Annotated in this window: 8 protein-coding genes; 2 read left to right on the top strand and 6 right to left on the bottom strand. The window is 31.4% G+C overall.

Features of this window, described 5'->3' with window-relative positions:
* Positions 1–726 (bottom strand): bifunctional demethylmenaquinone methyltransferase/2-methoxy-6-polyprenyl-1,4-benzoquinol methylase UbiE, encoded by a 726-nt coding sequence (gene ubiE / locus FUA26_RS13310; RefSeq protein ID WP_147137083.1) that lies wholly within the window; start codon positions 724–726, stop codon positions 1–3.
* Between the two features lie 148 nt (positions 727–874).
* Here ubiE and trkA point away from each other — a divergent pair, with 148 nt between their 5' ends.
* Together trkA and FUA26_RS13300 are read left to right on the top strand one after the other, a co-directional pair.
* Positions 875–2,224 (top strand): Trk system potassium transporter TrkA, encoded by a 1,350-nt coding sequence (gene trkA, locus FUA26_RS13305; RefSeq protein WP_147137080.1) that lies wholly within the window; start codon positions 875–877, stop codon positions 2,222–2,224.
* Between the two features lie 9 nt (positions 2,225–2,233).
* Positions 2,234–3,727 carry a TrkH family potassium uptake protein gene (locus FUA26_RS13300; protein WP_147137077.1) on the top strand — a complete coding sequence of 498 codons (1,494 nt, stop codon included), beginning with the start codon at positions 2,234–2,236 and terminating at the stop codon, positions 3,725–3,727.
* A gap of 6 nt (positions 3,728–3,733) precedes the next feature.
* On the opposite strand, the gene FUA26_RS13295 is transcribed toward FUA26_RS13300, so the two are convergent.
* The 5 genes from FUA26_RS13295 to FUA26_RS13275 form a co-directional block, all read right to left on the bottom strand.
* Positions 3,734–4,393 (bottom strand): response regulator, encoded by a 660-nt coding sequence (locus tag FUA26_RS13295; RefSeq protein WP_147137074.1) that lies wholly within the window; start codon positions 4,391–4,393, stop codon positions 3,734–3,736.
* A gap of 254 nt (positions 4,394–4,647) precedes the next feature.
* Positions 4,648–6,456, bottom strand: a complete 1,809-nt coding sequence (locus FUA26_RS13290) for an alkaline phosphatase (RefSeq protein WP_147137071.1) — start codon at positions 6,454–6,456, stop codon at positions 4,648–4,650.
* A gap of 125 nt (positions 6,457–6,581) precedes the next feature.
* Positions 6,582–8,123, bottom strand: a complete 1,542-nt coding sequence (locus tag FUA26_RS13285) for a RagB/SusD family nutrient uptake outer membrane protein (RefSeq protein ID WP_449441405.1) — start codon at positions 8,121–8,123, stop codon at positions 6,582–6,584.
* A 79-nt stretch (positions 8,124–8,202) separates the two neighbouring features.
* The gene (locus FUA26_RS13280; protein WP_147137065.1) at positions 8,203–11,280 is read right to left on the bottom strand and encodes a SusC/RagA family TonB-linked outer membrane protein; all 3,078 of its coding nucleotides are present in this window, start codon (positions 11,278–11,280) and stop codon (positions 8,203–8,205) included.
* 153 nt (positions 11,281–11,433) lie between these two features.
* A complete protein-coding gene (locus tag FUA26_RS13275) occupies positions 11,434–15,168 on the bottom strand; it encodes a two-component regulator propeller domain-containing protein (RefSeq protein WP_147137062.1) in 3,735 nt (1,244 codons plus the stop codon).
* Positions 15,169–15,346 lie beyond the last annotated feature (178 nt).

Here is a 15,346-nt window from a genome sequence, read left to right as displayed (position 1 = left end):
TTACTTAGATGATTTATAAATTGTTGCCACGCCAAATGTTTGCGGAAAATCTTCAACATTAATAAACCCCGTTTTGCGTAAAATATTGTTTAAAGCTTCACCATAAGGAAAAACAGATGCAGATTCGCTTAAATATTTATAAGCACTTCTGTCTTTTGAAAACACTTTGCCAATTAGTGGTAAAATATGTTTTGTGTATAGCTTATAGCCTTGTTTAAAAGGTGTTTTTGTAGGTACCGAAGTTTCTAAAATAACAAATGTGCCATTAGGTTTAAGCACCCTGTAAATTTCTTTTAAGCCGTTTTCTAAATTTTCAAAATTTCTAACACCAAAGGCAACAGTAATAGCATCAAAAGTGTTGTTGGCAAAAGGCATGTTTTCGCTATCACCTAAAACCATTTCAATTTTAGTGTCTAAACCTTTAGTTTTTATCTTTTGTTTGCCAATTTCAAGCATGCCACTACTAATATCTAAACCAGTAATTTTTGTAGCATTAGTTTGTGCTAAATTTATAGCTAAATCGCCTGTGCCGGTAGCAATATCTAAAATAGTATTAGGGTTGGTGTTTTTTACAATGTTAACAACTTTTTTGCGCCATTTAACATCAATTCCAAAGGAGATAACGCGGTTTAAACCATCGTAATCACCAGAAATTGTATCAAACATTTTGGTAACCTGTTCTTTTTTACCTAAATCGCTATCTTTATAAGGTTTTATTTTTGACAAATCAGTATTTTTTAGCAAACCTACACATTTTATTTTTACTATAAAACACTAGCAATGTAGAAGTAAGTAAATATTATAATAATGTAATATTAATGCATCTGTGAGTAAAATAGTGTATATTTGCATCACTTTTTATGATTATTAAGAAATGAAAATAATTATTGCAGGAGCTGGTGAAGTAGGGTTTCATTTGGCCAAATTATTGTCTTACGAATCTCAAGAAATTACCTTAATAGACCCCAACAAAAAAAGTTTAGCACACGCAGACTCTCAATTAGATATTAGAGTTGTTAAAGGTGATGCTACGTCTATTTCAGTATTAAGAGATGCCCGAATAGATAGTGCAGACTTGCTTATTGCTGTAACATCAAGCGAAACTACAAATATTACCATTAGTGTATTATCAAAACAGCTTGGTGCTAAAAAAACAATAGCTAGAATTTCTAACACAGAATTTATTAGATATAAAGATGAAGTTGGTTTTACCAAGTTTGGTATTGATGAATTGATTTCGCCCGAAGCTTTAGCAGCAGCCGAAATTGAATTGTCTTTAAAACAGTCATCATTCAAAGAAAATTATGAGTTTGAAAATGGTGCTTTAACCATGCGTGGTTTAACACTTTCAAGTACAGCATCTTTTGTTGGTAAAACCGTAAAAGAAGCTGCTCAAATATTTCCAGAAATTCATTTTGTACCTATTGCCATACAGCGTTTTGGTACACAAAACACTATTATACCACGAGGTGATACACAGTTTAGAAGAGGTGATACCGTTGTTTTTGTAACTTCAGAAGGAGGCGCCGATGAACTTTGTAGGCTTACAGGAAAAGCAAAGGCAGATATTAAAAATGTTATGGTTTTAGGTGGTACACAAATTGCCTATAAAACAGCCAGAAACTTAAGTGAAAAAGGTATTAATGTTAAGCTTTTTGAAGGCAATAGAGAACGTGCTTTTGAAATAGCAGAAGAACTAGATAGAGTACTGGTAATTAATAGCGATGGTAGAAATGTTGATGTTTTAGAAGAAGAGAATATAAGCGAAATGGATGCTTTTATTGCAGTAGGGCCAAACTCTGAAACCAATATTATGTCCTGTTTAGTGGCCAAATCAAAAGAGGTTAAAAAAACCATAGCGCTTGTTGAAAACATGGATTACTTTGATTTGTCTCATTCTATTGGTATTGATACACTTATAAACAAAAAACTACTGGCCGCCAACAATATTTTTAGGTACATTAGGCGTGGTGAAGTAGTAGCTATGACTAAGCTTAGCAATTTAAATGCCGAATTACTTGAGTTTGAAGTAAAATCATGTTCAGCAGTTTGTAATAAATCAATTAAATCTATAGACTTCCCAAGAACAGCCATTATTGGTGGTGTAGTAAGAAATGGCGAAGGTATTATTGCTTTAGGAGACTTTGTTATAAAAGAAGGAGACCGCGTAGTAGTTTGTAGTTTACTAAAATCTATTAAGCGTGTTGAAAAATTATTTTTATAACATAATTTCATGAAGCTCAATTACAAAATCATATTTCAATTTTTAGGGTTATCAATGGTGTTTAATGGTGCTTTTATGCTATTATCAGCCTTGGTAAGTTTTATATACAATGATGGTGTAACCAACCAAATACTTTTAGCAGGTTTTTTAACATCAGCTTTAGGAGGTATAGCAATGCTTGCCACCAGAAAACATAAAAAGGAAATTAATAAAAGAGACGGATATGTAGTAGTAACATTTGGTTGGTTAGTAATGTCTTTTACAGGGGCTATGCCATATGTTTTTACCCAAAGCATTCCAGATTTTACCAATGCTTTTTTTGAAACCATGTCTGGCTACACAACAACCGGAGCCTCCATATTAAATGATATTGAAGCAGTGCCAAAAGGTGTATTATTTTGGCGAAGTTTAACACATTGGATTGGTGGTATGGGTATTATTGTTTTGGCTATAGCAATTTTACCATTATTAGGTATTGGAGGTATGCAGCTTTTTGCGGCTGAAGCTCCAGGACCCAGTGGCGATAAGTTGCACCCCAGAATTACAGATACTGCCAAACGTTTATGGCTTATTTATTTTGGTTACACTGCTGCCGAAACCATTTTATTACAAGTAGCAGGTATGTCTTTTTTTGATGCTATAAACCATGCGCTTTGTACATTGTCTACAGGAGGTTTTTCAACTAAAAATGCAAGTGTTGCCTATTGGAATGATAAGCCAATAATTCAATACATAATTATTGTTTTTATGTTTTTGGCCGGAACAAATTTTGTTTTAAGTTATTTTGCTTTTAAAGGAAAGGTTCAAAAAATAATTCAAGACGAAGAATTTAAACTATACTTTAAATTTATAGCCGCTTTTACAATTGTTGCAGCCCTATTAATTTATTTTAAAGCCGATGTAAGTGCATCTTCCATTGCGCATCCAATGGTTTGGGGTGAAGCTGAGAGTGCATTTAGGCATTCGTTATTTCAAGTATTAGCCATAATAACAACCACGGGTTTTGTAACAGCAGATTATACACTTTGGACACCCTTTTTGGTAGTGTTTTTCTTTGGGTTGATGTTTTTAGGAGGCTCTGCAGGCAGCACATCGGGTGGTGTAAAAGTAGTAAGGCATTTAATTTTAATTAGAAATGGATTTTTAGAGTTTAAACGTACATTACACCCAAATGCTATAGTACCTGTACGTTATAATAATAAAGCTATTAACAGGTTTATTGTATTTAACGTATTGGCATTTTTTATTCTCTATATGCTATCATTTATAATTGGAGGCTTAGTATTTTCAATGTTCGATATAGATTTTAAATCGGCCATTGGTTTAGCAGCATCTACATTAGGTAATGTTGGGCCAGCTTTAGGTGAATTTGGTCCAGTTAACAATTATGCAGCACTACCGCCTTTGGCAAAATGGTGGGCATCATTTTTAATGCTTATAGGCCGTTTAGAACTTTTTACGGTACTTATTTTATTTACACCTTTTTTCTGGAGAAATAGATAGTTAAAGCTATATTAAACCTAACTTTTTAGCACTTTTTACAAGGTTGAACCCTTCGTTAGAGTCTTTGGTGTCTAATAATGTTTTTAGTTTGTTTTTTCTAACTTCAATGGCACGGGTAGACAGAGGAATAAATTTTGTTAAATCTTTTGTTTTTTCTCCCATAGATAAATGATACAGTATTTGCCTATCAAAATCGTCAATTATCAAATCATTAAAAACAGATGTACTTACATAGTTTTCAATGGTTTTACTGTAATATGTTTTGTTGTTAATTACAGTTATAACGGCATCTTTTAATTCTTTAGATTCAATGTCAGATTTTATCATAAAACCTTCAGGGTTTAGCTCTTTAATAATGCTAGATATTCTGGCTAAATCTGTAATAGAAGTGAGTATAATTATTTTAGCATCAGGAAGTTTTTCTCTAATTAGCAAACTTAAATCTTCACCAGATAAAAAACGTTCATTGGTTGATATTGGTAATTGTAAATCTAAAATAAAAAGATCATTTTGCTCTTTTAATATTTTTGAAATAGCATCATCACAATTATTAGCAAAAGTAAAACTGAAATTAATTTCGGGTATTTCAGTTAAAATGTTTTTATATGCTTGGGCTATAATTTGATGATCTTCAATAATTAAAAGCTTAATACTTTGTTCCCCCATTAACTATTAGTTTTCTCAGCTCTATTTGATAAAAGATAAGCAAAAATATAGATTGTTTTACTGTTTATCATTATCGTAAGAAAAATATGTGGTAAAACCACATAGGATGTACGCTTTTTAATTATTTCTTTGCTATTGGTTGTTTTTATTTATCAATAATTACATTAGACATTGCTGTTCTTAACAGCAGATAAGAGAGGGAAAGCCGCTAAACAGCGGCTTTTTTTTATTTATACTAGTTTTATGGAAGCTTATTAATTTTTTAATATGCACTTTAAAATTTTATGAAATACGTCATTGTTTTCATAAACACCATTAAACATATTAGATTGCGGACCATAGGCGAAAATAGGAACCATAGTACCGGTATGATCATGCGTGGTAAAATCGCCTTCAACACTATGAGTTTTTAAATTACCATGAGGAATACTAAAGCCCGATGTTTCATGGTCGGCAGTGATTAATACTAGCGTGTCTGGGTTTTTATCGGCAAATTTTAGGGCTTCAGTAATTGCTTTATCAAAATCTATGGTTTCTGTAATAATACCATTTGTATCATTAGCGTGCCCAAAAGAATCTATTTTAGCAGCTTCTACCATTAAAAAAAACGGCTTTTCTTTTTTTTCAAAAAATGCTAAACTATTTTTAGTAGCGTTAGCTAATATGTTGTCTCTACCTTGCATAACAGAAGGTAAGTTTTGGCCTGATAAAAATAGGCCAACTCTATCACTTTTTTCAGTAGCAATAGCATTTATATTATGTACCATTTTAAAGGTTTTGTTAACGCTTTTACGTCTAAAAATACTGCCGCCACCAGCTATGAATACATTTAGTTTGCTTGTAATTAAATTGTTAGCAATTAAACTGGTTTGTGAACGATCTTTTTGATGTGCGTAAAACGAAGCAGGTGTGGCACCTGTAACCCAATCTGTTGTAATAATACCTGTTGAATACCCTTTTTCATTGAGTATTTCTGTAATATTTTTAATAGTTTTACCATAAGGGTCTGTTCCAATAGCTCTGTTATTGGTTTTTGTTCCGGTAGCCAAAGCGGTTGCAGCAGCAGCAGAATCTGTTGTGAAATCATCAGCAGATTGTGTTTTTAACAGCCCTATATTTTTTAATTGTGTTAAAGATAATTGACCTCCGTTAGCTAAAGCAGCAGACGATATTTGGGTTAGGCCATTACCATCACCTATCATTAAAATAATATTTTTAACAGGTTGTTGTTTGCCATCATATTTAAAATGAGGTTTATAAACTTTTGATGTAATGGTTGTTGCGTTGTAAATTCTGTTAGCCAAAGTTTTAGTGTATGATACACATTGAAAAGGTAAATCTGTATTAATTACATTTACTCCCAAATCAATAAATGCTTTCCATGCAGTTTTAGAATCTGGTGTGCCCCAAAACCTAAAAGGTTTATTAAGTTTTTTTGCTTTAGAAATAATAGCTGCAACATTTGTATAATCTTCATGGGTTAAACGGCCTTTACCATTCCAATCAGAATATTTTTTAAAATCTAAACTAACCATTGCAACTTTATTTAAACTTTCAGTTGATAGCTTTTGGTTAAGGTCTTGGTGATCAAACCATATAAAGTTTGGGTAATTATTATAAAGCTTAGGGTTTGGTCTATTTCCTGAAATTATAATTGAAATATTTTTATGGTTTATTATAGCAGGGTATAGCTTTAATGTTTTTATTATTTTATTTAAGGTTTTATGTGCGTTAGATTTAACATCAATCATTAACTGTAATGTGTTAATGTTACTTAGTTTCATTTGCATTGCAGTTTGTAAAGGCTTTAGGTACAAAGTTTCTAAAGTTCTAGATGTATCTATTTCATTTTGAGTATGTGCAACATATAGTTTATTGTTTTTTAAATGCACATCAATTTCAATAGAAGTGGCTCCGTTTGAAAAAGCATTCCAAAACGGAATGTTTTGTAAATAATCGTTATGAGCGTGTATTAATGTTTTAGTGTTGTTTTGAGACGTTACACTATTAATGGCAAAAGCAATTAAAAGTATTGTTATAATTATTTTTAAACGGTTAAGCATATTTTATATATTATGTTTTATATAGTTAAAGTTTAAAACAAGTAGATAAATAAGGGAGTTAAAACATAACTCCCTTATAACTAATTGAAAAAAACTAACTATTAATCAAACTCAAAAATGGTATTTTACCATCCTTTGTTTTGAGAAATTCCTGATGATTCTACAGCGGTGTTAGGTATAGGCCATACGTGGTTTACGTTGGGGTCAAAATTTCTAGCAGGCCAAATTATTTCAGAACTATATGGAGAATCTGGGTTGGCTCTATCAGTATGAATTCTACCATGTAACGGTTGTGCGTAAACAGTTTGAGCATCACCCCAACGTACTAAATCAAAATGCCTGTTAGCAAATTCGCCAGCTAACTCAACACGTCTTTCATGTTTTAAATCATTAATTGTAGCGTTAGATATTGGTGCTAAACCAGCTCTGTTTCTTACTAAGTTTAAAGGAGCATCACCGTTTTGGCCTTGCATAATTAAAGCTTCGGCTTTTATTAATAATACTTCGGCATATCTTAAAAGAGGTACATTATAAGCTGTTGTTGGGTTATCTCCGTTTGTGTTTACAGTAGTGCCAATAGCGCCAGCGTCTCTAAATTCATACATGTATTTGTTAAATTGAAAGCCCGATAATGAGTTTTCAGATTGATATCGTCTTGTTTCACCAAAATATTGAAACTCATCACCAAATTTTAAAATTGTAACGGCTCTTCGGGCGTCACCATCTTCATATTCATTGTATAATTCTTCAGTTGGTTGAAAATAGCCCCAACCGTTATATGAGCCCCAACCTTTGTTTTCTAGCATTACACCTGTTAAAATACTTCCGCCATCGGCACTAGAATTAACAGACCAAATATATTCTGTGTCCCATTCTTTTAAAGCACTATGTAACAGCCTGTAATCTTCAGCAGGATTATCTGTATCAATTAATGCTCTTCCAGAGCCAGAGTTTGTTACAGCATCACAATAAGTTACGGCATCAGCATATTTTGTATTATCATATTGTGCCCAGTATAAATATGTTTTTGCAATGTAGGCTAGGGCTGCATCTTTATGTGCTCTACCTTTATCGGCATCACCGTATGTTGTGAAAATCGGTAATAAATCGGCAGCAGCTTTTAAATCTTCAACTATTTGCGCATAATTTTCAGTAACACTAGCAGGCCTTTCAAAGCTACCAGCTGGGGCATTCATGTTTTCAACAGTTACAATAGGTACACCGCCATTTGTACCATTATCACCATACATGTGAGCTACCCAAAAAGCACTAAAGCCACGCATAAAGTAAGCTTCGCCTAAAATTCTACTTTTTAGGTCTTCATTAATATCCATATTAGGTACATTAGCTAAAATGAAATTGGCTCTTCTAATTACTTTATAACAATCTGCGTACATGTTTTTGTATGAACCTTCATCACCATTCATTATAAAGTTTTTTGCATTATCAACATCGGCCCTAATTCTTCCTGTAACCATATCATCTGATGCGTTTAAATACCAAAAGAAACCACGACCAAATAAATTTTGAGCTTGCATTTCATGGTATAAGCTGTTTGAGGCTTGAATGGCATCAGCTTCAGATTTCCAGAAGTTTCCTGTAGATACCCCGCCAATAGGTTCTAAGTTTGTAAATTCATCTGAACATGAGTTTACAGTAAGTACCATACTAGTTGCTAGTAAAGTAGTTTTGGTTAATTTTATAATTGATTTTATCATTTTTTTAATTTTTTTATATATAGTTTTACTATAATTTTAAAGATAAACCTGTAGTAAAGGTTCTAGATAATGGGTATCTGGCTACATCTAAACCATAGCCACCAACTTCTGGGTCTATTCCACTATAATTTGTAATAGTGAACACATTTTCGGCAGAAACATAAATTCTTAGTGATGCATTTTTAATAAACTTGTTCATTGCATTTGCAGGAATATTGTACCCTAGTGTTATGTTTTTTAATCTTAGGTATGATGCATCTTCTAAATACCAACTAGAGTTTGTACCAAAATTGCTATTGTTATCTTTGGTAGATATTCTAGGAATATTTGTGTTGGTGTTTGTAGGTGTCCATGCATTTAGTGTTCTATTATCTAAATTGTACCCTTGTAATGATGCATTGTATGTAGAGTATTTGTAAGCGTTAAACACTTCGGAGCCGCTTACACCCTGAAATATCATGTTTAAATCAAAATTTTTATAATCTAAATTTATTCCAATATTATAAGTGAAATCTGGTTGGTAGCTACCCATTAAAACTCTATCATCTGGGGTTATTTTACCATCGTTATTGGTGTCTGTAAATTTTAAATCACCCGGAACAGCATTAGGTTGAATTAAGTTACCATTTAAATTATGTGCATTAATTTCATCTTGGTTTTGAAAGATGCCTTCATAAGGAACCAAGAAATATGAAAAAGGTTCTTGGCCAACTTGGGTTCTAAAAGGCCTAATAACTTGTCTTGCTGTGGTTTCATCAGTTTGAGGGATATTGTAAACCTGTGTATTTCCATTTAAGCTTACTAATTCATTTTTAATTAAAGAGAAAACGTTAGCGTTAATATTAAAATTAAGATCTCCTATGTTGTTTTTATAATTTAAAGCTATTTCAAAACCAGTATTTAAAACTTCACCACCGTTAACAACTCCAGAGCTTAAACCAATATGAGCGTCGCCATCATCAGGTAAAAGCATATCTTTTGTGCGTTTTTCAAAATAGTCTGCAATAACAGTTAAAGAGCTATTAAAAAGGGCAACATCAACACCAATGTTTGTAGATTCTGAGGTTTCCCAGGTTAAATTTGGGTTAGATTTAATTCTTTCATAAACTGATCTGCTTATTCTTTCACCATTACTACCAATAATTTCTAAACCACTGCTTAAAGGTATATCAAATGAATAAGACTCTACTGAGTTAATGTTTCCTAATTGGCCAAAAGAGGCTCTTAATTTTAAATCATTAATAACGTTGCTGTTAAAAAAGTTTTCATTTGAAATTCTCCAAGCTAATGAGCCTGAGAAAAACTCATCTTTTTGGTTTGTTTTGAAAAGTCTAGATGATTCATCTTGCCTAAAACTAAAACTAGCATAGTATTTACTGTTGTAGTTGTACATGGCTCTACTAATAACAGATTTTAAGGCGCGCTCAAAAGCATTTGAAAACGGATTTCTAATAACTGAAGCATTTTCTAAAAATTGATTAAAAGGCGCTTCGGTACTAAAAATTTCACCACGTTGCGATAATGATTCATACTTTTGGTTTTGTGCAGAATGTATAGCCGTTAGGTTTATGTTATGGTTACCAAAAGATTTTACGTAGGTTAATTGGTTATCCCAAATCCAGGTTCTGTCGTTAGAATTACTTTGGTCTAAAGCATTTGTTAGGTTTGTTCTGCCTAATTCTGGGCGTCTGGGTGTAAATGTTTTAGATTTATTGTGTGTTGTAGCATAAGAAAAGTTTGTTTTAAAGTTTAACCCTTCAATAATTTCATAATTTAAATAAGCATTTGCATTAATGTAAGTTGAAGGTCTTGTTCTTGTTGGTGCTAGTAATAAAGCCATAGGGTTGTAAACATCACCATAAGCTCCTGCAAATTGCGCCAAATTGAAAGGCACAACACCATGAAAAAGACCGTTTTCATCTTTTACAGGTGCAGCAGCTGGCATATAAATTGCATTTATAATAGCTCCAGAATAACCACTTGAGGTATTGGTACCTAAGGCTTCAGTTTGTGAAAAATATACGTTTTCTCCAATAGTTATTTTGTCAGATAAGTCGAAATCAGATTTTACTCTAAACGAATAACGTTCAGAGTTTGTGCCTTGTAAAACGCCTTCGGTAGTATTATAACTAAATGATGTTAAGTAGTTGTAGTTATCTCCGGCACCACTAACGTTGGCATTTATGTTTGTTGTAGCGGCAGATCTAAAAATAGTATCAACCCAATTTGTTCTGGTAACTTGACCCCAAGGATTTTGAGCAGCATCATGTGCAGACTGTCTTGGGTCTCCAGCATTATCTGTAGCTTGGTTATAAACACGTGCTTGTTGCTGAGCATTTAAAGCTGTTGGTAAATTGGTAGCTTGTTTAAAGCCTGTATATGTATCAATACTAACTCTAGGTTTACCTTTTTTACCTTTTTTAGTTTGAATAACAATAACACCAGAGCTTGCAAGCGCACCATAAATAGCTGCTGCGGCACCATCTTTTAATACAGAAACAGATTCAATATCATTAGGGTTTATTGCAGGCCCATAATAAGGTACACCATCAACCACAGTTAATACATTTTCTGAATTTGGGTTTACAGAACCAATACCTCTAATTACAACTTTGCCGCCACTAGTAGGGTCTCCACCATTTTGTAAAACGGTTACACCTGGCACATTTCCTTGTAAAAAATCAGTTAAATTATTTACGGGTCGGCTAGCAATACTTTTAATATTTTCAACTTTAGAAATAGCCGAAGTTAAATCGCCTTTTTTAGAGGAACCGTATCCAATTAAAACAACTTCTTCTAGGGCGCTGGCTTCTTCTTCTAAAGTAATTTTAATGGTTTGGTTGCCATTATAAGCTATTTCTTTAGTTGCATACCCTATGTATGAAAATTTTAAAACACCGTTTTCTTGTTTTAATGATATGGTAAAGTTACCATCAAAATCTGTACTAGTACCATTGTTTAATTGGTTATTAGCAACAATAGTTACACCAGGAATAGGTATACCATCAGCGGCAGATGTTACTGTTCCTTTAATAGTTGTTTGTGCATTAATAAAGGTTGTAAAACCAATACTAAATAACAACAAAAAGTAAATTTTATTAATCATGTTTTTAATTTTTAGTTTGTGTTTCAAAACTATTTTAAAGGCATTTTTTCATGGTGTAAAAATGTTTCAGTAAAGTGTACTATTGTTACAATTGAGGGGTGTTAATGTTTAAAAAAGCAACACTTTTGTTACAGTAACAGTAGGTTAACATTGTTATAATCTGGCATTAACAGCGGGTTTGGTGTTTTGTGCTTTATAAGCTTTAGGGCTAATGCTGTATGTTTTTTTAAATAAGCGACTAAAGTACTTGGGGTCATTATAACCGCACTCAAAACTAACCTCAGATATGTTTAGGTTTTTGTTTTTTAGTAAGTAGCAAGCTTTTTCTAACCTTAGTTTTATTATGATGTCTGATGGAGATTGATTTAGTACTTCTTTAAATACTCTATAGCATTTAACCCGTGAAATTTCTAATAATGTAATTAGCTTTTCAACATTAAAGTTGGTGTCTTGTATATTGTTTTTTATGAGTTGTAAGCTTTTTTTTATTAGTTTTTCATTAGGCGTTTCTAAATCATTTTTATCTGTTAATATTTTGAAAATTTGTTGTTGAAGTTTCTGGTTACTTTTAGTGCTTTTTTGTTCTATGTAAGCTGTTATTTTTTTACTTATATAGTTTCTGGTAGCAGGTAGTTGTATAACGGTATCTATACCTAATTCAATAGATTGCTCCTGCAAATTATAATCAATAGCCTCAGATATATAAATAATAGGAATATTTTGCGAAGCTAAATCTTGCTTTAATGTATTTAAAAATGATACTAATTTGCTATTTATAGAGGCTTGATAAAGTATTATAGCGTTAATTATACTGTTTTTAGTAACGGCTACGGCATTAGTAACTTCGTTTTCAAAAATTAAATTATAGGCTTTGTTTAATAGTAATTGGTTTGCTATATCAAAATTGTTTTGGTGGCAGTAAACAAGAATATTATTACCATTTAAAATGGTTTTAGAAGTTGAGCTTAAGTGTTTCCAAGACACTGTTTGTATTACTTGTGCATTAGTATCAACCTCAGTTACAGGTATAAAAATATGGTTTTTAAATATATGCTCTGTGGTATGGGTAATGGTAGCGTTTAAATCTTTTATTAGTGTTTTTGATGCCCTAAAATAGGGGCTGTAATGTTTAATGTTGTACCAATTGCTTTTTAGTGTTTCACTATTAGATTCTGTAATTATTGTTAAAGCATTGTTTTTGTATTTAATAATGGTATTTAATTGTGTTTCAGAATCTGAATACTTAATAATATCATGAAAGATGTATTGTAACAGTAACTTAAAGCGTAAGATATCTATTTCTACCCATGGAATTTTTGAGGTTATTTCACAATTAAAATTAATAGTATTTTGCTGAAGTATTAATTTTTGCTTTTCAATAAATTTTTCAATTATAGGTTGAATGTTTACTGAGGTTCTTTTGGGTTTTCCTAAATCTTTAACATGGTCTAGATAATTCCATTCAGAAATTAAGTTAATTAGTTTGCTACCCTGTTTTAAAATGGTTTCTTTTATTTCAAGTTGTGAAGTTATATTTTGTGTTTGTTTTATTATTTCTGAAACAGGTTCTCTAAATTCAGATAAAGCAAATGTTTTAAATTTTTCAATTTCAAAAGCCTCACTTTTTAGGTTATTATGAAGCTTTAAAAGTTTTTCTTTTTGAATAGAAATTTCTTTATTTTTTTCGTCAAGTTTATTGTTAGCAATAAGTAAATGTTCTTTTTGTTGTTCAATTTCGTGAGTTCTTAAGGCTATTTGCTGCTCTAATTTTTTGTTGTGGTGTTTAATGCTTCTGTGCCTAATGAAAGAAATGTATCCAACACATGCTAATACAAAAAACGTTACTAAGGCATAAAATGTAAAAGTATTATAAAAAGGTTTGTTTATTTTTAAAACAAAAGCTTTGGTTTCAGGTACCTGTAAATTGCCATTTTTTATGAGTAGTTCATAAAACCCAAAAGGTAAATTGTTATATGATATTGTATTACCTTTTAATAAGTGCCAATTAGTATCAAAGTTATTAAGCTTGTAGTAAATTGATGTTTTTGTGTTACTTGGAAATAGTATAGTTTTTACATTAGCACTTAAATTATTATTGTAGTGTGCCTTAACAATAGTATCATTTACAACAGGAGTTTTGTTAATTAAAATATTTAGTTTGGCTATGGGGTGTTTAAATTTAATATCATTTGGGTGGAAAAAATTTAATCCTCTAATGCCGCCAAAGTAAATAATACCTTTGGGATCTTGGTAATAGGCGCCTTCAGAAAATTCTGCAGCTTGCCAACCTTCTTTTGGGTTGGTAGCATGTACTTTAAACGTGTTTTTATTAATGGCTGCAATACCTTTGGTTGTGCTAACCCAAACTTTATTTAAGTTATTAACTAAGCTGTAAACCATATGGCTAGGTAAACCATCAAATTCAGTAATGTTTTTTACTAAACCATTTTCAAGATTGTAAACACTTACACCACCTAAAGAAGCAAACCAGTAATTATTGGTGTTTTCATCAAAATAAATAGAGAAAATACTATTGCCTAGTATACCATTTTTGGTTGTTATTTTTTTTAAATCGCCTTTTTTTATATCAAAAATAAGAACACCGTTGTTTTCTGTAGCAATTGTAATATTGTTGTTTTTTACTATTATGTTTCTAATATTGAATTTTAATAAGGTGTCTTCGTTTTTAAAGTGTTCAAATTTATTTTTGTTTAAATTAAATTTGGCCAAACCACCCCAACAAGCTATCCATAGTTGTTTATTGCTTTCAAAAAAGTTGTAATTTCTGTTATTAGGTAATTCTGGCGTGTTGCTAGCACTGTATAATGTGTATTTGTTTTGTTTAATTTTTATAATACCAGCGTAGGTTCCTACCCATAGAGAGCCATCAGATGCTGTGAATAATGACCTTACACGAAGCCAATTACTATTAGTTAAAGCTTCTTTAATTTCAAATTCTAAATAGCAATTTGTTTTTTTACTAAAAAAATAAAGACCTTTTGTATAATAACCCAACCAAATATTGCCATTATCATCTTTAGTAATGGCTCTAATAGTTTCGTTAGGTAAATGAGGGAATTTTTTTGGGTGAGAAGCTATTGTTTTAATGTTTTCAGAATTAGAATAGGCCATGCTTAAACCTCCATCTTTATGGCCTAACCAAATGTTTCCAAATACATCTTTGTGTAGGGTGTTAATTTCGTTACTTTTAAAACTATAGTTAGAATAAATATCACTAACATAATGGTCTATTTTGGTGTTATTTATATTTTCGGGTGTGTTAGGTAATATAAATAGCCCGTTATTTCTAGTAGCAAACCAAATATTTCCGTTATCATCTTTAATAATATCATTGACAATTACGTCAGGGTATTTTTTTAATAAAGTTTGTTTAAAGGCGTTGTAGTTGTTATTTGTATGTGTTTGGGTATTGTATGTTTTTTTAAAACCTCCATTTTTATAAACATATAAGCTTTTAGTAGTTTGCACAACAATGTTTTTAGTATTGTTGTTATAAATACGTATAACTGGATTTGTAAAATTAAAATGCTGAAATGTATTGTTGCCAAGGTATTGGCTTACCTTATAGTCTTTAGTTAGTAACCAAATACTGTTGTTTTTATCTTTAGCTAGTTGTATAATATCATTACCAGGAAGTGAGGTTTCATCATTTTTTTTATGCTTAAAAACAGTAAAATTATCACCATCATAATAATTAAGTCCGTCCCAAGTAGCAATCCACAATCCACCGTTAGCATCATTTTCAATATCTGTAATGGAGTTGTTTGATAAGCCTGAGCTAGTTTCAAAAGTTTCAAACTTTAGATTTTGAGACCAATTTGATAAGCTAAAAAGAAGTAATAAGAGCGTGAATATTTTTTGCAACATTTTAATAAAAATAACTAACAATATTAGCTGTATTTTTTTATTTAAATGTTACTAGGTAATTAACTATAGGTTACTGTTTTATTGCTTTTGAAGCTTTTTTTAACAGATTTGTAGGTAAAAGTTTATTTAAAAAAAATGCCATTGTAAAACACTTACAATGGCATTTTTGTATGATTTA

It is taken from the genome of Seonamhaeicola algicola, from assembly GCF_007997385.1.
In the GTDB taxonomy this organism is placed as follows: domain Bacteria; phylum Bacteroidota; class Bacteroidia; order Flavobacteriales; family Flavobacteriaceae; genus Seonamhaeicola; species Seonamhaeicola algicola.
Note: the sequence above shows the minus strand (reverse complement) of the source record. Positions and strands in the feature narration are given on the sequence as shown.